17 protein-coding genes are annotated in these 19304 nt (G+C 70.1%); 9 read left to right on the top strand and 8 right to left on the bottom strand.

The window, feature by feature from the left end; genetic code table 11:
* Positions 1-66: 66 nt before the first annotated feature.
* Complete coding sequence (locus QHF83_RS17515; RefSeq protein ID WP_282418992.1) at positions 67-864, bottom strand: M90 family metallopeptidase; 798 nt, start codon at positions 862-864, stop codon at positions 67-69.
* Positions 865-969: 105 nt separating this feature from the next.
* Between QHF83_RS17515 and QHF83_RS17510 the strand changes: the two genes are divergently transcribed.
* A complete protein-coding gene (locus QHF83_RS17510; protein WP_282418991.1) occupies positions 970-1737 on the top strand; it encodes a hypothetical protein in 768 nt (255 codons plus the stop codon).
* 212 nt (positions 1738-1949) lie between these two features.
* Here QHF83_RS17510 and QHF83_RS17505 read toward each other — a convergent pair whose 3' ends face one another.
* The 3 genes from QHF83_RS17505 to QHF83_RS17495 all read right to left on the bottom strand — a co-directional run bounded on the left by QHF83_RS17505 (position 1950) and on the right by QHF83_RS17495 (position 4481).
* A complete protein-coding gene (locus tag QHF83_RS17505) occupies positions 1950-2483 on the bottom strand; it encodes a cupin domain-containing protein (RefSeq protein WP_282419100.1) in 534 nt (177 codons plus the stop codon).
* Positions 2484-2536: 53 nt separating this feature from the next.
* Positions 2537-3316 (bottom strand): Uma2 family endonuclease, encoded by a 780-nt coding sequence (locus QHF83_RS17500; protein ID WP_282418990.1) that lies wholly within the window; start codon positions 3314-3316, stop codon positions 2537-2539.
* Positions 3317-3431: 115 nt separating this feature from the next.
* The gene (locus QHF83_RS17495) at positions 3432-4481 is read right to left on the bottom strand and encodes a hypothetical protein (RefSeq protein ID WP_282418989.1); all 1050 of its coding nucleotides are present in this window, start codon (positions 4479-4481) and stop codon (positions 3432-3434) included.
* A gap of 512 nt (positions 4482-4993) precedes the next feature.
* On the opposite strand from QHF83_RS17495, the gene QHF83_RS17490 reads away from it, so the two are divergent.
* Positions 4994-5527: a methylated-DNA--[protein]-cysteine S-methyltransferase gene (locus QHF83_RS17490; protein ID WP_282418988.1), complete on the top strand. Its 534-nt coding sequence runs from the start codon at positions 4994-4996 to the stop codon at positions 5525-5527.
* A gap of 334 nt (positions 5528-5861) precedes the next feature.
* Here QHF83_RS17490 and QHF83_RS17485 read toward each other — a convergent pair whose 3' ends face one another.
* Positions 5862-6404 carry a hypothetical protein gene (locus QHF83_RS17485; RefSeq protein ID WP_282418987.1) on the bottom strand — a complete coding sequence of 181 codons (543 nt, stop codon included), beginning with the start codon at positions 6402-6404 and terminating at the stop codon, positions 5862-5864.
* A 133-nt stretch (positions 6405-6537) separates the two neighbouring features.
* Positions 6538-7689: a citrate synthase gene (locus QHF83_RS17480; RefSeq protein ID WP_282418986.1), complete on the bottom strand. Its 1152-nt coding sequence runs from the start codon at positions 7687-7689 to the stop codon at positions 6538-6540.
* Between the two features lie 34 nt (positions 7690-7723).
* On the opposite strand from QHF83_RS17480, the gene QHF83_RS17475 reads away from it, so the two are divergent.
* Positions 7724-9010 (top strand): citrate/2-methylcitrate synthase, encoded by a 1287-nt coding sequence (locus QHF83_RS17475; protein WP_282418985.1) that lies wholly within the window; start codon positions 7724-7726, stop codon positions 9008-9010.
* Here the strand turns inward: QHF83_RS17475 and QHF83_RS17470 are convergent.
* Both QHF83_RS17470 and QHF83_RS17465 read right to left on the bottom strand, forming a co-directional pair.
* Complete coding sequence (locus tag QHF83_RS17470) at positions 9005-9694, bottom strand: dienelactone hydrolase family protein (RefSeq protein WP_282418984.1); 690 nt, start codon at positions 9692-9694, stop codon at positions 9005-9007. The genes QHF83_RS17475 and QHF83_RS17470 overlap by 6 nt on opposite strands.
* 72 nt (positions 9695-9766) lie before the next feature.
* Positions 9767-11770, bottom strand: a complete 2004-nt coding sequence (locus QHF83_RS17465; RefSeq protein WP_282418983.1) for a potassium transporter Kup — start codon at positions 11768-11770, stop codon at positions 9767-9769.
* A 126-nt stretch (positions 11771-11896) separates the two neighbouring features.
* Here QHF83_RS17465 and crcB point away from each other — a divergent pair, with 126 nt between their 5' ends.
* The 6 genes from crcB (at position 11897) to QHF83_RS17435 (ending at position 19296) form a co-directional block, all read left to right on the top strand.
* The gene (gene crcB / locus QHF83_RS17460; protein WP_282418982.1) at positions 11897-12277 is read left to right on the top strand and encodes a fluoride efflux transporter CrcB; all 381 of its coding nucleotides are present in this window, start codon (positions 11897-11899) and stop codon (positions 12275-12277) included.
* Between the two features lie 83 nt (positions 12278-12360).
* Complete coding sequence (locus QHF83_RS17455; protein ID WP_282418981.1) at positions 12361-13197, top strand: SIR2 family protein; 837 nt, start codon at positions 12361-12363, stop codon at positions 13195-13197.
* A gap of 49 nt (positions 13198-13246) precedes the next feature.
* Positions 13247-14191, top strand: coding sequence for an AAA-like domain-containing protein (locus QHF83_RS17450; protein WP_282418980.1), 945 nt, complete (start codon positions 13247-13249; stop codon positions 14189-14191).
* A gap of 51 nt (positions 14192-14242) precedes the next feature.
* Positions 14243-16381 carry a serine/threonine-protein kinase gene (locus tag QHF83_RS17445; RefSeq protein ID WP_282418979.1) on the top strand — a complete coding sequence of 713 codons (2139 nt, stop codon included), beginning with the start codon at positions 14243-14245 and terminating at the stop codon, positions 16379-16381.
* A gap of 78 nt (positions 16382-16459) precedes the next feature.
* Complete coding sequence (locus QHF83_RS17440; protein WP_282418978.1) at positions 16460-17668, top strand: serine/threonine-protein kinase; 1209 nt, start codon at positions 16460-16462, stop codon at positions 17666-17668.
* Positions 17669-17841: 173 nt separating this feature from the next.
* Entirely contained in the window at positions 17842-19296 is a 1455-nt protein-coding gene (locus QHF83_RS17435; protein WP_282418977.1) for a hypothetical protein, read from the top strand.
* The last annotated feature ends 8 nt before the right edge of the window (positions 19297-19304 follow it).

Here is a 19304-nt window from a genome sequence, read left to right as displayed (position 1 = left end):
AGGAGCGAGCTTTCGCGCCGTCCTAGCACGGCGAGGGCAGGCGCGCGTAGCTTTGCCGGGGACGATTCAGCGCGAAGGATGGCCGAGCTCGGCGGGATCCTGCTGGTAGAAGGCGCGCATCTGCTCGTAGAGCGCGGGATGTTTGGCGCGGAGGGCGCGCGGTCGCTCGAAAAAAACCTCCGTCACGACGGCGAAGAACTCGGCCGGGTTCTTCGCGCCGTACGTATCGATGAGCGTGCGGTCCCCCGACGCGACGTCCCGCAAGAGACCCTCGTAGGCCGCGCCGAGCACCCGCGCCCACGGTCCGTACGCCGCGCGTCGCTCGAGCACGGGCGCGCCGTCGGCCGCGCCGTCCTCGGTGTCGAGCTGATGCGCGAACTCGTGCAGGACCACGTTGTGACCGTCGCGGACGTCGGCCGCGCCGTGCAAGACCGCGTCCCAGGCCAGCACGACCATGCCCCTCCCCCACGACTCGCCGAGCCTCGTCTCTCCGTCCTCGACGACGATGCCGCCGTCGACGGTGCGCGGGCGCTTGTCGACATACGTGCTCGGATAAACGAGGACAACCTCGAGATCCGGGTAAACGTCGTTCTCGCGGTTGAGGAGGAGGACGCAGGCCTGGGCCGCGATCGTGACGCGGATCTCGTCGTCGACGTCGATCCCGCCGCAGCCTTCGAAGCGCTTCTCGTCGAGGAAAATCTGCACGAGGCCGCGGAGCTCGTCCTGATCCTCGGACGAGAGCCTACAGAAGTAAGGCACATTCTCCGCGAGGATGGCCTCCCACGCGGGCGGAAAGGGGCGGCCCCGGACGGCGCTTCGCCTTCGTTCCTTGAAGAAGCCGAACATCGAGGAGGAGCATGCCATGATTCCAGGATCGGGAAGAACCTGAAATGGCACATCCGGCGATATCGATGCTATGCTGGAGGATCTGGACGCCCGGCGCTCGCCGGTCAGCGCGGAGGAATCGGAATGGCTTATCGCCTCGTGCAGCGTGGAGAGGGAGAACAGCGGCCGCTCGTCGTTCTTTATCTGGTGGGCGCGCACGTCGACGCCGATCTGCGCGCCGCGCTCGGGCCCGAGCCGAGCATCGTGGCCTACGACGAGGCCACGGGCGAGCCATTGCCGCAGACGGTGGCGCGGGTCGCAGCCACGACGGGCGTTCCCGTCGGGGACGTCATCCTCGCGGGTTTTTCCGCGGGCTGCCAGGCCGTGCGCCGCGAGCTCATCGCAGGCCGTGATCCCTCGGGCGTGCTCGCGATCGACGGCACGCACGGAGATTTGCCGCCAGCCGACTGGCAACTCGCGCCATGGCGCGCGCTCGCCGAGCAGGCGCGGCGCGGCGAGCGTCTCTTCGTGGCGACGTGCACGCAAAACACGTACGTCGAGACAGACCTTCCGAAGCCGAAGCGTTACAGCGCGACCGTCACCGTGCTGCGGCTCGCGACGAGCTTCGCCCTCACGCCCTCGCCAGCACCGGAGGGCGAGCACGACGGCGAGCTCCACGGCTACAGCTACGCGAGCGCGAGCACGGACGCCGAGGCGCACATCCGGCAGCAACGGGTGGTCCTGCCAGACGTGCTGCGCCGCCACGTGAAGCCGTGGCTCGCCGCACGCGCAGCGACGCTGCGTCCCGAGGAGCGCGCGATGGCGCAGGCCGCAGTCGCGCTCTCACTCGACCGCATGGCGCGCGCCGAGCTCTCGGGCCAGCAGGAAACCATGCCCCCGCCGAGCGCCTGAGCATTGGTCTCCTCGGGGGCGCTTCGCTGGGGCGTTGCCCCAGGCCCCACCAGGGGCTATCCGCCCCTGGACCCGGACCAGCGCAAGCGCTGGACTCGGGGTCGATGAACTGCGCGATGCGCAGTTCATCGAACAGGCCGAGTCAAGACCAGCTACGATCCCGCCAATCAAGACAGCCGCGCTGACTCACGCCGAACCGATTGCGGCGCTCGTCACGGTTTCTTGGCGTCGACCATGATTCGATCCTTCGGATCGAACTTCGGCGAGAACGTGGAAACGACCACGGTCACGCCTGGTCCTTCATGCACGTAAGAATGCACGGCGCCGCGGGGAATGACCTGCACGTCGCCCGCCTTCACCATGCGCGTCTGCCCCTCGACGGTGAACGTCCCGCTACCCTCGAGAATCACGACGAACTCGTCGTGCTCGGCATGGTAATGCAGTGGCACGGTTCCACGGGTCTGGATCACGTTGATCGTGTGATCGGCATTCTCGAAGAGTGGGACGAGCTTCGTCTTCTCGTCCGGCCCGATCGGGTTTTTCTCGACGAGCTCGCGGGCGTTGCCCAGGAAAAACTCCCCTTTGCCTGCATGCGGGAGCGCGGGCGCGGCGGCGGCCGTTTCCGCGGGCGCAGCGGTGGCCGCGTCCGCGCAACGCTCCTGCGTGGGAGCGCAGGCGGACAGGACGAACAGGGACGTCGCGACGAGCAGGACGCTCGGGGTCGTGGGGGAAAACGGCGCGCGCATCACGCGCCGAGGGTACCAAAAGGTCGCGGCCTGGGTCGAGCGATCCGCGGGCGTCAGCGCCGCAGCCGCTCGAGTTCTGCGCGCATCCGGGCGAGCTCGAGCTCCAGGTTTCGCCGCGCCACGCGCTCCGCCTCGAGCGTCTCCCGTGCCGCGCTCTCCGCCTCGCGCGCCTCCTGCGCCTTGCGCTCTGCTTCCTGCGCCTTCCGTGCGGCCGCCTCCGCCTCCGTCGGGAACAGCACCTCGCCCTCGGCGTCCACGGCCAGGCGAAGCCGCATGGCATCACCGCCGCCGACCGCGCGCAGCACGCAGTCGAGCACTTCACTCCGGACCCGATCCGCGTTCGTCGCCTCGACCATCACGAGTTTGCCGCGCTCGTCGCGCCGATGGATGCGGAAACGCGTGCGACCCGAGCGGACGTCGACGTAGGGGTCGAAGACGACGAGCTCCCGCGTGCCGAGCGCGTCGTGCCGCTGCGGGGACTCGGAGGCGTCCTTGCTCTCGTCTTCCTCGGCCATGATCTCGAGCGCGAAGCTCGGCGCGACGCCCGTCTGCCAGACCTTCCAGCACCGGGGGGCCACGTCGTGCGGGAGACCCGACATCACGTACACGTCGGGCGCCACCACGGCCTTCGGATTGCCCTTGATCCAGTAGATGAACTGGTCGGCGCCCACGAAGGCCTGGATGCCTCGTTCGGCGAGGAACCGCGCGATCAAGGGGCGAAGCAGCTCGGTCATGAGGCGCTGGAGAGCGCTTTCACCCATGTCGTCGAATGCGGGATAAAACGTCGGATCGTCCGGATCCTCCGCCCCGAGCCGCCACGCCGCGCTGCCCATGATGGAGAGAGGTTAGCACGGTCGCAGACCCAGGGGAAGGGGCACACGATGCCCCTACCACGCGTGCGCCGACGGACCAAGAAAAACGTTTTTCCGCGGAAGGTTTGTCCTGCCTTCAGGGGAGCATCGGCGGGGGGATCTTGGAGCCCCGATCCTTCACGTCGACCTCGACCACCGCGAAATGCTCGAGCACCCCGCTGGCGACCGCCTGGTTCGTCACGTAAAGCCCTCCCCTGCCGTCGAATGCCATGTGCGCCGGCCCATCGAGGGGAATCTCGTCGTTCGTGGCCGCGGAAAATCGACCGAGCTCACCGCCCGTGGGCTTCACGATCGCGATTTCGTTCGTGATGGAGAGCGCCACGAAGAGCGCCCCGTCCTCGCCGAGGCCCATGCCCCAAGGCGCCTCGAAATTCGGAAAGACGTGCACGAGCGTGATGTCGTTTTCGCTCGGGGCAGGGACACGCGGAATCCTGTAAATACGGCCCTCCCACGGCGCGTCGGCGGAGAATGCGACGGTCACGTAGACGCTCTTGCCGTCGGCGCTGACGAGGATCCCCCGCGCGCCCTGGAGGTCGTAAAACCCGGCGAGCTTCGCGCTCTGAAGCCAGATCTTGGGCGCGCCGCCGCCCGGCGGGATTCGATAAATCGTGGCCTGCGCGGCGTCGGTCACGTAAGCGGAGCCGTCCTTGGCGAGCGCGATGTCGCTCGGCATCGGCGGCAATTCGAGGGTGGTGGACGAGCAGAGCTCCGCGGGATTCACCGGATCGCAGAGAGGTACGTCGGGGAAAGGCCCGGCATACACCGATTGATGCCACGTCCCGTGCTTCTTCTCCGAGAACCGGAGGACGCCGAGCTGCGAGCTCACGGCATAAAGGCGCCCATGGAAGTCGATGGTGAGGCCCGTCAGCGCGTGGGGCGCGGCGAGGTCCTCCCCCTGGATGAGGATCGTGTCGAGCTGCGCCCCGCTCTTCGCGTGGAACACCGCGATCTCGGAGGGGGCACCGCCCGCGTCGACGCCCAGCGCCGGACCGGCGACGTACACGCGGCTCTTGCGGAACGTGATACCGTCCGGATACCCGGGCGTCTCCGCGACACGCGCGAGGAAATCACAATGGGAGGGCGCGGCCGAGGGCGCCTGCGTCTGGAGGACCAGGGCGACCGCCACAGCCGCGCCGATTGCAGACCCGAAACGATTCGCACCCAGTCGAACCCTGGCTCGCGTCATCTGCGCCCTCCTTTGGAAGCTCGATCGGCGCCCCGTGCGCCGTCGTGAGACTCTCGAAATGAGTCCGACATGGACCACGAATGCTGACGAATTCGGTGGCTACCCGCCATCAGGGAATTCCGGGAATACCCGACGTCTCTACGCCCGATGGTATACCCCACATCACGGGAATGCATAAGCACGTTCCATACCGACGAACCGGTGGATCCAGGACGGAGCACCGAAAAAGCCCGGGCAGAAAAAGATCCCCGCCGAGGAATGTGGCGGCGACGGACGCGCAGAGACGAGCCGTCGTCGAGAGGGTCGCCGCGCGGCTCCCGTACGCACACGCACGGCCATGACCGGGACGAACCAGCGAGCCGGTGGGGCGACGCCTTGCATTCGCCAGTGACCAGGCGCCAGCGTAAAACCGTCGTGGACGAGCCGGTCAGGGTTTGGTAGGAAGCACCATTATGGACGGATTGGGGTTCGAGCCCTTCGACACGCCGCTCGGTCGCGTGGTCGTGGCCTGGAGTCCGAGAGGCATCTTCGCGCTGGCGCTGCCAAGCGAACGAGAGGAAGAGACGCTCGCATGGATCGCAGCGAGCGCGCCCGGCGCCGTGCGCGGAGATCCGCCAGGCTGGGTCAAGGACGTGATGCGCCTCGTCGCAGCGCACCTCGGCGGCGCGCCGCAAGATTTTTCGCAGGTGCCGCTCGACCTCGAACGGATATCGCCGTTTTACCGGGCCGTCTACGAGGCCGCGCAGGACATTCCGCCCGGCCAAACCGTGACGTACGGCGAGCTCGCCGCGCGCCTCGGCAAGTCCCGGGCAGCCGCCCGCGCCGTGGGGCAAGCGCTCGCGAAGAACCCGATCCCGATCGTGGTGCCCTGCCACCGGATCCTGGGCGCAGCCGGTGCCGCCGTGGGCTTTTCCGCGCCAGGTGGCGTGCAGACCAAGGCACGGTTGCTGGCGCTCGAAGGAGCGCGCATCCCGCGCGTTCGCTGAGAAGGTGTTCTGCAGCGTGGCGCCGGGGTTTCACCCCGGACCCGACGAGGGGCTGTCCGCCCCTCGACCCGGACCAGGCACGGCCTGGACCGAGGGCCGAGAAACCGCGCGATGCGCGGTTTCTCGGACGGGCCCGTGGCAAGACCACGAGCGGCGTTGCCAACCAAGTCAGCAGCGCTGCCCTACATGCTGGAAATGTCTTCCCTGTCGACAGCGCGCATCGCGCGCTGTCGCCCCGGGTCCAGCGCTTGCGCTGGTCCGGGTCCAGGGGTGGACAACCCCTGGTCGGGGTCCGGGGTGAAACCCCGGCGCTACGCTGTGAATCGCCCGCGGCTCAGGCCGGGTGCGCGGCGCCGTTGAGCTCGGACGGCTCGGAGGTCTCGTCGGTGCTCATCGTCGAGGGCCCGAGCTCCATCACCGGCGGCGCGGCCGGCGTTGCGTCCATCGGCTCGGCGGCCGGCTCGGCGGCCGGCTCGGCGCTCGCTGCCTTTGCCTTCGGTGGGCGGCCGCGGCGCTTCGGCGAGTCGCCGTTCGCCTCCCGGGAGGGCGCGGGCGGCGAGGACGTCGTGCCCGCGATCCGCGCGACCGACTCGACCTTCGACCGGATGTCGGGGTGATCCTCGGCGTAGACGCGCGCGTAGGCGAGCGCCTTCGTGGTCTTGCTCGACAGCGTCTCCTCGCTGTCCCGTAGCGACGCGCGCGCGGCTTCGAGGGCCGCCTCCGCCTTGGCGACGGCCTCGGTGTGGGTCCGGACCTCCGTCACCACCTGCTCGAGGGTCGCCCGATCGACGCCGGGAAAGCTCACATGCGAGAGCTCGTTCGCGAACAGGTCCATCAGGGCCTGGACCGAGGGAGGAATGGGGTCTGCCACGTCCATCGTCGTCTCCGTTTGCCGTTGCGGGGCCGGGGCGCGCGCCCGGACCCTGCGCGATCCGCTCGGGCGGGTCGCTACCCCAGGTCGTGGCCGCTGTCTAGATGTACAGTGGCAGATCGATGGCGAGCCGGGTCATTCAAGCCGGGACGGCCCCGACGTACCGCGAAGCCGGCCGGATGAGCCGCCCCGCTCGCCGCTGCTCCTCGACGTGCGCGCACCAGCCGGCCGCCCGCCCCACCGCGAAGGTCGGCGTGAACAGCTCGCGCGGCAGGCCCACGGCGTCGAGCAGGACGGCCGTGTAGAACTCGACGTTGGCCTTGAGCGGCCGATCCGGGTGGCGCTCGGCGAGCCGGGTCTCGGCTGCGCGCTCGGTTGCCCGCGCGAGCGCGAGGCGCGCCCCTGCCCCCGCGGTCCCGTCGCGCTCGAGCTCGCCGATGGCCCGCTCGAGCACCGCCGCCCGCGGATCCCGCACCCGGTAGATCCGGTGCCCCATGCCCATGATCCGCCTCCCCGCCGCGAGTTCGGCCGCGATCCACGCCGCGGCCTGCGACGGCTCGCCGATCGCGTCGAGCATGTCGAGCACGGGCCCCGGCGCGCCGCCGTGCAGCGGGCCCTTGAGCGCGCCGATCGCCGCCACGATCGCCGACACCAGATCCGAGCCCGTCGAGGCCACGACCCGCGCGGTGAACGTCGACGCGTTCATGCCGTGATCGGCCACCGTCACCAGGTAGGCGTCGAGCGCGCGCGCGGCCGCCTCGGGCGCGGCCGCGCCGCGCACCATCCGCAGGAAATCCGCCGCGTGACCGAGCTTCGCGTCCGGGGCGATCGGCGCGCCTCCCGCGCGACGTCGCGCCCAGGCCGCCGCGAACGTCGCGACCGCGCCCGTGACCCGCGCGAGCTCGACCCACGCAGGCCGCCCCTCGGACCGCCACCCCGCGCGCGCGCCGAAGTGCGCCACGCACGCCATGAGCCCCGCGCTTCCGTCCTCCGCGACGAGCGCCTCCCCGAGCGACGGAATCTGCTCGAAGGCCAGCGTCCGCCCCTCGGCGAGCGCCTCCGCGATCGCGCCGCGGGTCGCCGCGTCCGGCAGCGCGCCCGTCCAGAGCAGCGCGCAGAGCTCCTCGAAGCCGACCCGGCCCGCGAGCGCCTCGATGTCGTACCCGCCCACGACGAGCCGCCCCCGCTCGCCGTCGACCTCGCTCAATGCCGTATCCGCCACGACGACGCCATCGAGCCCGCTCGCCTTCGTCGCCGCGTGCTTTGCCCCATTCTGCTTTGCAAGGTCCATCGTTTCCTCCTTCGTTGATGGTATCCTTGATGTCGTGAGCAACGTTGATCAACGTGGATTGATCAATCAATCTACTGGATTCGACAATCAACCCTCGAACCTCGTGTCCGGCGCCGAAGCCGCCGCGCTGCTCGGGGTGAAGCGCGAGACGCTCTACGCGTACGCGAGCCGCGGCCTCGTCCGCAGCGTGCCCAGCGAGGGCGGACGGAGCCGCCTCTACATGCGCGACGACCTCGAACGGCTGAAGGCCCGGAGCGACGCGCGCCGCGGGCACGGCCCGGTCGCCGCTTCCGCCTTGCGCTGGGGCGAGCCCGTCCTCACCTCGACGATCACCACGATCAGCGCCGAAGAAGGCCCGCGCTACCGCGGTCAGGCCGCGACAGCCCTCGCCAAAGCCGGCGTGCCCTTCGAATCCGTCGCCGAGCTGCTCTGGACCGGCACGCTCCCCGAAGAGCGCCCCACCTGGACCTTGCCCCAGGAACCCGCCCTCCCCGCCGTCCGCCTCGCCGACCTCGTCCCCGAAGGCGCCCCGCCCCTCGCCACGCTCGCCCTCGCCGTCCCGGCCCTGGCCGCGCGCGATCCCCTGCGCTTCGCCGCCACCGAGGAGGCCGAGCTGCCCCGCGCCCGCGCCTTGATCCATCGCCTCGCCGCGCTCTCGGCCCTGCCTTCGGGCGCACGCCGCGCCAAGGCCGCGCTCGCCGAGCCCACGATCACCGGCGCGCTGCTCGTCGCCCTCGGCGGCCGCAGGTCCGAGCGCGCCGAGGCCGCCCTCGAACAGGCGCTCGTGCTGCTCGCGGATCACGAGCTCGCCACCTCGACGTTCGCCGTCCGCGTCACCGCCTCGACCGGGGCCGATCTCTACGCCTGCGTGAGCGCCGGGCTCGCCGCGGTCTCCGGCCCGAAGCACGGCGGCGCCTGCGACCGCATCGAGGCCGTGGTCGCCGAGGTCGGCCGCCCCGAAAAAGCCCGCGCCGTGGTCGCCGCCCGCGCCCGCCGCGGCGACATGGTCCTCGAGCTCGGGCACCCGTTCTACCCCGACGGAGATCCGCGCACCCCGCCCCTGCTCGCGGCCGCGCGCGCGGAGGCGCCTCGAAAAACCAGCGTCGCCGCCCTCTTCGCGCTGCTCGACGCGACGAAAGAGGCCGGCCATCCGCCCCCGTCCGTGGACGTCGGCCTCGTCGCCCTTTGCCTCGCGCTCGGCCTGCCGCCGGGCGCGGCGACGACCCTCTTCGCGATCGGCCGCCTCGCCGGCTGGATCGCCCACGCCCTCGAACAGCGCAAAGATCCCGCGCTCCTGCGCCCGCGCTCGATCGCGTCATGAGGCGCGGGCCATCCGCCTCCCCTGCGGCGAGATGTGCGCCTCGAACCAGTGCCCCGCGAGATCCGCGACCTGATCGAGCGCCCCCGGCTCTTCGAAGAGGTGTGTCGCCCGCGGGACGATGACGATCTCCCGCTCGCACCGGAGATCCTCGAACGCCTGCTGGTTCAGATCGATCACCAGCGTATCCGCCCCGCCCACGATGAGCAGCGTCGGCGCCTGGACCCGCGGCAGCGCTGGGCCCGCGAGATCGGGCCGCCCGCCGCGCGAGACGACCGCCAGCACCGTGTCGGGCCGCTCCGCCGCGGCCACGAGCGCCGCCGCGGCCCCCGTGCTCGCTCCGAAGAGCCCGATCCCGAGGCCCGCCGTCGACGACGCCCGGCCGAGCCAATCGACGACGCCCGTGACCCGCCGCGCGAGCAGGTCGATGTCGAACCGGATCTCGGCCGTCCTGAGGTCCACGGCCTCTTCCTCGGCCGTCAAGAGATCCACGAGCAACGTCGCGAACCCGCGCGCCCGCAAGCTCGCCGCGACGTGACGATTGCGCTGGCTGAACCGGCTCGAACCGCTGCCGTGGGCGAACAGCACGACGCCCCGCGCTCCTGCCGGCATCCCGAGATCGCCGTTCAGCATCACGCCGTCCGCCGGCATGCAGACCGGCGAGGTCTCCGCTCGCTCGTTCACCATGATCTGCGCCCTCCCCGTGCTCCCTCGGGCATCGGGCAGAGAGGCCAAAGGCGGTAGCGGTTCGCAGGCTCGTCAGAGGTCGATCTGCATGCCGAGCTCCACGACGCGACCCGGAGGCAGGCCGAAATACGCCGTGGCGGGACGCGCGTTGCGGGAAATGAAGGCGAAGAGGTCCTTGCGCCATTTCCACATCTTCGAGCGGCCGGTCGGCAGGAGCGTCTCGCGGCCGAGGTAATAACTCGTGCGCTGGAGCTCGATCGAGAGGCCGTACTCCTTGCAGGCGGCGAGCGCGCTCGGCACGTGCGGGGTCTGCATGAAGCCGTAGCGGGCATTGACCCGGAAAAACCCGTGGCCCTTGTGCTCGACGGTCAAGCGCTGATCGGGCGGGATCTCGGGGACGCGCTCGTTCGAGATGGAGAGCAGGACGACCTGCTCGTGCAGGACCTGGTTGTGCTTGAAATGGTGGAGCAGGACGGGCGGCGTGCCGTTCGGGTTCGAGGCCATGAAGACGGCCGTGCCGCGGACGCGGTGGGGCCTCGTGCGCTCGACGTCCTCGAGGAACAGCTCGAGCGGCAGGATGCCATCCTTGAAGGACTCGGAGAGGATCCGGCGGCCCGATTTCCAGGTCGTCATGACCGTGAAGATCACGAGCGCCATGGCCACGGGGAACCAGCCGCCCTGGAGGAACTTGGCGGCGTTCGCCGAAAGAAACGAGAGGTCGATGGCGAGGAAGATCGCGACGGGCGGCAGCGCCTTCCAGAGCGGCCAGCCCCAGCGCTTCGTGACGACCACGAAATACACCGTCGTGGTGATCGTCATCGTGGCCGTGACCGCGATGCCGTAGGCCGCCGCGAGCGAGGTCGAGGTGCGGAACGTGAAGACGAGCAGGATGCAGGCGACGAGCAGCGCGCGGTTGATCTCGGGGATGTAGATCTGCCCCTCGGTGTCCTTCGAGGTGTGGACGATCGTGACGCGCGGGAAGTAGCCGAGCTGCACCGCCTGCTGCGTCAGCGAGAACGCCCCGGAGATGAGCGCCTGCGAGGCGACGATCGTGGCCCCCGTGGCGATGGCGACCGTCGGGTAGAGGGCCCAGGAGGGGACGAGGCCATAAAATGGATTCGTCGCGCCGCCGGGGTTCTGGAGCAGATACGCGCCCTGGCCGAAGTAATTGAGCAGGAGCGCGGGCCAGACGACGGCGAACCAGACCCGACGGATCGGGCCGCGCCCGAAATGGCCCATGTCCGCATAAAGCGCCTCGCAACCCGTGATGCAGAGGACCACGGCGCCGAGGAGCAAAAAGCCGTGGCCGCGCTGCGCGAGGAAAAACCGCACGCCGTGCCGGGGATCGACGGCGGCGAGCACGCTCGGATTGGCCAGGATCCACCGGCCCCCGAGGATGGCGATCGTGACGAACCAGACGAGCGTGACGGTCCCGAAGACATTGCCAATGCCCCCGGTGCCGCGCTTTTGCACGAGGAAGAGCGCGAGCAGGATGGCCACCGTGAGCGGCACGACGACGTGCTTGAGCGGCTCGTACGCGACTTCGAGGCCCTCCATGGCCGAGAGCACCGAGATGGCGGGCGTGATGACGCCCTCGCCATAAAGGAGCGACGCGCCGAGGAGCACGAGCAAGACGAGCGGACCCGTGCCCGGGCCCTTGCGTGTGGGCACGAGCGCGAGCAGGGCCATGATGCCGCCGGAGCCCTGGTTGTCGGCCTTGAGGACGAACGTGAGGTACTTGACCGTCACGACCATCAAGAGCGACCAGAAGACGAGCGAGAGGATGCCGAGGATGTTCGCCGGCGTGGGCGCGACGTGATGCGGGCTCTCCGGGCTGAAGCACTCCTTGATCGCGTAGAGCGGGCTCGTGCCGATGTCGCCGAAGACGACGCCGAGGGCGCCGAGGAGCAAGGCCCAGCGCGCGCCGTGCGCCGTCTCGCAGTGCGGCGCGGCGGCATGCGGCGGCGCGATGGGTCGTGGCGCCTCTTCGGCCGCCCTTGGGTCTGGGACCACGCTGCTTTCGTCCGCCGCGGATGCGTCGGTGGAGGCGAGCGTGCCCGCTTGGTCTTCCGTCATGGAGCGCCGATGGTACCCCATCCGAAGAGAGACGCGAGGCGAGGCCCGACGCCCCGGGAGGCTTGACCACGAGGACGGTGTGGACTTGTGTAGAGGGATGCCGGCACGGAGCACGCGCGGATGGGGATGAAGCTCCTGTGGGTCTGCGTCGGCGGGGCGATCGGCTCGGGAGCACGGTTTCTCGTGACGACCTGGTCCCTTTCGCGGTACGGCACCGCGTTTCCCTACGGGACCCTCGCCGTCAACGTCGTCGGCTCCTTCCTGCTCGCGCTCCTCTTCCAGCTCTCCCGGAACGCCACGTGGCTCGGCCCGACGCTCCAGGTCGCGCTCGGCGCAGGTTTTCTGGGCGGCTTCACGACGTACTCCACGTTCAACCTGGAGATCGTCCAGTACGTACAGAACGGACAGCCCCGCCTCGCCGCGCTGTACGGCACGGCGACGCTCGTCGGTTGCCTCTGCGCCGGGTTCGTCGGGATGCACCTCGGTCGGCTCCCAGGTTCGCGCTGACAAACCCGCTGCCGAGCTCGTCTGCCAGGACGCGAAGGAGCGGCAGGCTCGACGCCGCGCGGCGCGGCCCGAGGGATCGACGCATGGCAGACGCGGACATCGCGAGCGATCTCGGCCGCGAGCTCGCCGCAGGGCGGGCGGTCTTGTTCACGGGCGCGGGGTTCTCCGTCGACGCGCGCGCCAAGGACGGGAGCCCGATCCCGAGCGGGCCCGAGCTTTCCGAGGAGCTCTGGGACCTCTGCTTCCCCGGCGAAACCCGGGACGAGAGCGCGCTCCAGGACCTCTTCCAGCACGCCCTGTCCGAGGCCCCGGACAAACTCGACGTTCTGCTCCGGCGTCGGCTCACGGTCGACGCGGCGCGGCTGCCGGCGTTTTACCGGGTCTGGTTCGCCCTCCCCTGGCGCCGCATCTACACGCTGAACGTGGACGATCTCGCGACGGCCGCCGAGGCCCGGTTCGACCTGCCCCGGCCCGTCGTGATCCGCGCGGCGCTCGCCGACGATCCGCCGCCGGACGAGACCCCCGACGGCTCGCGGCTCGAGGTCGTCCACCTGAACGGGCACGTGACGAACGGCCCGCGCGGCGTGACGTTCTCGACGACGCAGTACGGCGCGCGCCTCGCGTCGGACGAGGATCCCCACTACGCCGCGCTCGTCCGCGACTTCTGCGACCTGCCGTTCGTCTTCGTGGGGACCCGGCTCGACGAGTCTCCCCTCTGGCAAGAGCTCGAGCGCGTCGAGCGCACGGGCGGCGAGGAGCCGCAGCGGCCAAGGCCGCGCTCCCTCCTGGTCACACCGCAGATCGAGCGCGCGCGAAAAAGTCTCCTCGAGCGCATCGGCGTGGCCTGGGTCCCGCGCTCGACGCGGCAGTTCACCGACGAGGTGCTCCTGCCGATCGCCCGATCCCTCGGCGTCGCCTGACCGGTCGAGAAAAACTTCGAATCCGCGGGGCCTGCGGACATTCCTCGTCGTGAGCACGACGACGGAACAACATGGGCAAGGCTGGCTCGGTGAGCCAGCCATCGAACATGGCCGAGATTCCAGCGAGCGCCTGGGGCGCGACAAGGCCTCCGGGGCATGGTTCCTGGGCACGCACCGGCATCGCCGCCGGTTCAACGTGGTGGGGCCCTGCCACGACGAACTGCATTACATGCTGGCCGCGAGCACGCGGCTCGCGGAGGTGCCGGACCTCCTGGCGCGCGGGTCGTACGTGGTGGTGCACGCGCCGCGGATGCATGGGCGGACGACGTGGCTGCGGGGGCTCTCGATGGGGCTCGCGGAGAGCGGCGCGTGGGCCGTGGTGCGGGCGTCGTGCCGGCCGAGGCGCGGCGCGGAGGCGTCGGGCGAGCGTGCGCTGCTCGAAGCCATCGCGCAGGCGGCCGGGGAGCAGCTTCCGGCGCCGCTGCGGCCACCGCCTTGGCCCCCTTCGTACGACGTGCGGTTCGCGGGCGTCGTGCTCTCGGCGTGGGCGCGGGCGTGCCCGCGGCCGCTCGTGCTCTTGCTCGACGACGTGGAGCTCCTGCCACGCGAGATGCGAGCGAGCCTGCTCGCGCAGCTCCGGGCGACCTACGACGCCCGGCCCCGCGCGGCGCCGTGGTCGGTCGTGCTCTCGGGCTCGGACGAGGTGCAGGCCTCGGCCGTGGAGCTGCTCGGCCCCGCGGCGACGTCGCTCCGCCTGCCCGATTTCACGGCCTCGCAGGTGGCCGCGCTCTGCGCGGAGCACACCGAGGAGACGGGGCAGCCGTTCCGGGACGAGGCCGTGGCGCAGATCGCCGCGATCTCGGGCGGGCACCCGTGGGTCGTGAACGTCCTCGCGCGCGAGATCGTGGAGAAGCTACGTCCTCCGCTCCGGCAGCCGATCACCGCCGCGCACGTGATCGCCGCCGCCGAGCGGCTGCGAGGCGCGTGGATCTGAGCGTGTCTGCTTCCCGCGGGAGTTCAGCTCGGGCACAATCGGCGCGATTCCATGTCGATCGGCGAGGACGTTCCAGGCGACACGGCTCCGAGCGATGCCGAAACGACGGCGCTGGTCATGGCGCCCGCCCCGGAGGTCGACACGTCCACGTCCGCGGAGACCCCGCAGCCGACGTCGCGCATCGCGGCCCTCGCGCTCTCACTCGACCTGGACGACGAGGCGATCACGCACCGCGCCGATCCGCTCATCGGCCTCGTCGTCGCGGGCCGTTATCGCATCCTCACGCCGATCGGCCGCGGCGGCATGGGCGTCGTCTACAAGGTCGAGCACGTCCACCTGGGAAAACTCCTCGCGATGAAGCTGCTCGCGGGCGAGCTCAGCATGAGCCCGGAGGTCGTGCGCCGCTTCAAGCGCGAGGCGCTCACCGTCTCGCGCCTGTCGAGCCCGAGCACCGTGCACGTCTTCGATTACGGCGTGGACGCGGGCCTCACGTACATCGTGATGGAGCTCGTGACGGGCCGCGATCTCGCCGCGATGCTCGCCGACGCCGGCCCGATGCCGTTCGCGCGGCTCGGCAAGATCGTCCTCCAGATCCTGAGCTCGCTCGGCGAGGCGCACGGCAAGGGCATCGTGCACCGCGACGTCAAGCCGCAGAACGTGATGATCACGACCACGGAGAGCGGCACCGACATCGCCAAGGTGCTCGACTTCGGCATCGCGAAGCTGCGTGAAGAGGCCGACGCGAGCGCGGGCGGCGAGGTGACGCGCCGCGATCAGCTCATCGGCACGCCGTACTTCCTCGCGCCCGAGCTCATCCGCGGCGATCCCGTCGATCACCGCGCCGATCTCTACGCCGTCGGCGTGCTGCTCTACCACGCGCTCACCGGCCATTACCCGTTCCACGCGAAGACCTCGGCGAGCATCCTGGTCAAACACGTCACGGAGCAGGCGATCGCGCCGTCGATCCGCGCGCCGTCGCGCGGCATCCCGCCCGGGGTCGACGCCGTCGTGCTGCGCGCGCTCGAAAAGGAGCCGGCGGCGCGATGGCAAAGCGCGGGCGAGCTGCAGGCGGCGATCGCGGCGGAGCTACGCAAGCTCGGGACGGAGGACGTCGAGGCGCTGCTCGACGCGAGCGTCCTCCGAAACCTCACGCGCGCGGCGCTGGCGGGGACGGCCCAGAGCCCCGGCGAGATCGCGAGTCGCGACGAGGTCGAGGCCTACGAGCGCAAGCTGCGCAGCCGCCGGCACCTCGCCTGGTTTGCCTCGATCCTCGTGCTCGTCCTCGGCGCGGGCGCGGGGCTCTTCGTGATGTGGCGACGCTGGACACCGAGCTTCGCAGGCGCGGAGATCGAGCCGAACGACACCGCGGCGAACGCGACGCCATTGCCGCTCGGCGAGTCGGTGTCGGGGCTCGTCGGCAAGCGCATCGACGCGCAGCACAGCGATCGTGATTTCTATTCGTTCGAGATCCCGAAGGGCGCGGCGGATGCGCCGCGGATCGCGCGCTTCGTGGTGACGGCGCTCCCGAACATGGAGACCTGCACGCTGCTCTACCGGCAAGGGTTCCAGGCGCCGATCGCGCAGTATTGCGTGGGTCGATCCGGCCGGAATCTCTCGATCCCGCGGCTCAGCATCGAGCCCGGCCGGTACTACGCCTCCGTGCTGCAGGACCTGGATCCGCGCGGCGATCGAAGGATCCCGTTCGTGCACGAGAACGTCTCCGATACCTACGCCATCACGGTCGCGCTCGCCGAGGAGGGCTCCACGCACGAGATCGAGCCGAACGACGAGCTCCCCTCGGCCACGCCGATCGAGCCCGGCGAGACACGGACGGGCGCGCTCGGTTGGATCGAGGATCAGGACACGTACTGCGTGGGCGCGGGCGCGAATGGCAAGGCGATCCGCTGGACGGCGCGCGACGTCGTGCGGGACGCGGGGTCGGTGCTGGAGGTCACGACGATGCGAGGCCGGGAGCTCGAGACGAGGGTCCGCGTGCACACCGCGGGCGACGGTGCGTTCTCGCAGGAAGATTCGCGCTCTCCCTGGACGGGCCCCGCGATCGCGTACGAAGAGGGCACGCTGCGCTGCGTGCGCCTGAGGCTCGTGCGAGACCCTTGGATCACCGAGGCGCCGCGGGTGCAGCCTGGTGGGCTCGAGGCCTACGTCCTCGCGGTGGACGTCGTGCCCTGAGCTTCGAGGGACAAAAACATCACATCCTCGTGACGAGCGGGTACACTCTGGGAGGCGCGGGGGTACGAGGAACCATCGATGTCGGAGAACCAGCGTTACCGGGTCATCAAGCGGCTCGCCTCGGGCGGTATGGCCGAGGTGTTCGTTGCGGAGAGCGCAGGAATCGAGGGCTTCCGCAAGCAGGTCGCTATCAAGCGCGTCCTCCCGCACCTCAGCAAGAACGAGCAGTTCATCGACATGTTCCTCGACGAGGCCCGCCTCTCCGGCCGCCTCGCGCATTCCAACGTCGTGAGCGTCTTCGACATCGGCGTCGGTGACAGCACGTACTTCATCGTCATGGAGTACGTCGACGGCGCCGACTTGAAGCAGGTCATCGAGCACCAGAAGAAGGTCGGCAGGCCGATGCCGGTCGAGAGCGCGTGCTTCATCGCCACGAAGATCTGCCAGGGCCTCGCTTACGCCCATGATCTCCACACGCCCGAGGGCGAGCACCTCAACATCGTCCACCGCGACGTCACGCCGGCGAACGTGCTCATCACGCGCCACGGCGAGTGCAAGATCGTGGACTTCGGCCTCGCCAAGGCGTCGAGCCAGCTCGCGAACAGCGACGCCGGCATGATCAAGGGCAAATTCGGCTACCTCGCGCCCGAGACGGTCATGGAGCTCGGCGTGGACAAACGCGTCGATGTCTTCGCCGCCGGCATCATTCTCTGGGAGATGCTCGCCGGCCGCCGCCTCTTCCTCGGCGAGACCGACCTCGGCACCGTCAAGCTCGTGCGCGACTCGCACATCCCGTCGCTCAAGCCCATCAACCCCGACGTCCCCCCGGAGCTCGAGGAGATCATCCGCACCGCGCTCGCGCGCGATCGCGACGTCCGCTACCAGACGGCGCGTGATTTCGGCCGCGATCTCACGCGTTTCCTCTATCGCTTCGGCCGGCCCGTCAGCGAGTACGAGGTCGCCGAGCTCGTCCTCGGCGCCGCGGGCGCGCCGGCTGTCCGGAAGGACGGGCTCGCGATGATCGGCGAAATGCTCGACCTCATGCTGCTCGAGTTCAAATCGCTCACGCAGCAGGACAACGCGGGCGCGCCGAATAGCCTGCAGCCCGATCTTTTCAAGCTCACGGGCGCGAACCCCTCCGTCTCCCCCTCCTCCCTCGATTCGGGGGATCTCGACGAGACATTCTCCGGCCTCAGCGACGAGCTCGAGGGTCCCGATCCGGACAACAGCACGCAGGACAAGGGCCGCGCGCCGACCGCCTGGTGGCGAGGCCTCATTTCCCGCTGAGACGGGGCCATCTCCCGCGAACATGAGGAAGCTGACGGGCGCCGGGGCCGGCGTCCGGCGGCACGTTCGCGTCCGGGGCCCCGGCGACTGCGTCACGGACGAAGGAAAAAATTGATTTCCAGCCTCCCACACTCGTAGCTTTCCTTTTCCGGGCCCCCGCCTTGGACCACGCGATGACCCAGACAGACAAGCCGAACCACGTGCCCCCCCACGACGGCCGCGGCGCTTCGCGGCGCGCGCGCCTCTGCCTCTTCCTTTCGGCCCTGGCCACGGCGAGCCTCGCGCCCCTCGCGATCGCCCACGCGGCCGACGCCGAGGCGCTGCTCAAAGAGGGCAAACAGCTCGTCTCGGACAAGAAGTACGACGAGGCGTGCCCCAAGATCGCCGAGGCGTACAAGCTCTCCCCGAGCCCCGCGACGCTGCTCGAGCTCGCGCTCTGCCACGAGAAGCAAGGCAAGCTCGCGACCGCGTGGGGCGAGATGCTCGATGCCGAGGCGGAAGCCCGCAAGGCCGCGCGCGCCGACATCGAGACGCGCGCGCGGGCGAACAGCAAGGCGCTCGAGCCGAAGCTGCCGCGCGTGACCGTCACCGTCGCGGCGAACACGCCCGGCATCGAGATCGCGATCGACGGGCAGAAGATCGATCTCGGCGCGCTCGGCAAGGGTCGTCCCGTGGATCCCGGCGAGCACAAGATCGTGGCCACCGCGCCCGGCCGCAAACCCTGGGAGACCACGCTCAGCCTCAAGCAGGCCGAGCGCAAGACCGTCGTCGTGCCGGCCCTCGCCGAGGACGCGAACGCAGCGTCCAGCTCGGACAAACCCGCCGGCGGGGAGAGCGGGGCGACGGCGCAAGCGGGCGGGACGACCAAGACAGACACGACCACGGGCGGCGGCGCCGCGGTTGATACGAAGCCGAAGGACAAACCCGAGGAGCCCGACGACGGCAAGGGGCCGATCCACCGGGCCAAACGCCTCGTCGTCGACGTGGGCGCGTTCGGCGGCGGTCAGCTCTTCCTCGGCGGCGGCAGCGTGGACGCGCTCTCGGCCCTGACGTACGAGTATCGCATCACCTACCCCCTCGGCGGCGAGGCGGCCGAGTACAAGGCCTGCGACGCGAGCGCTTGTTACGCCACGGTCGATCCGGCCATCGGCGTGCCCGTCGGCGGCCAGGTGTTCGTCGGGTACGCGCTGAGCGAGAAGCTGCACGTCGGCGGTCGTTTCTTCGGCAGCTACCTCGTCACGGGCGGCTACTCGCTGCTCGTCGGCCCAGCGCTCTCCGTGCGCGTGAACGATCGGCTCTGGATCGGCGGCACGCTCGCCGTCGGGTTCGGCGGGCAGAACGCGACCATCAACGGAGCGCGCGGCGAGGTGCCGAGCGAGTGGGCCGAGCTCAACGGAGGGGACGAGGTCGAGCTGCTGCTGAGCCGCACGATCCCCGAGGAGAACGAGACCGGCTTCGGCTTCTCGTTCGGCGCAGCGGTCGAGGTCTCGTACACGCTCGCCGAGTTCGGCAAGGGCAAGAGCATCACCACGGGATCGCTCGTCGCGAGCGCGTGGCCCACGTTCCTCAAGACGTGGGATGGGTATGCCATCGCGCTGCCGATCGGCGTGGGTTATCGCTTCCACTGAGCAGCGTC

Source organism: Polyangium sp. 15x6 (assembly GCF_029960785.1).
Classification (GTDB): Bacteria; Myxococcota_A; Polyangia; order Polyangiales; family Polyangiaceae; genus Polyangium.
Note: the sequence above shows the minus strand (reverse complement) of the source record. Positions and strands in the feature narration are given on the sequence as shown.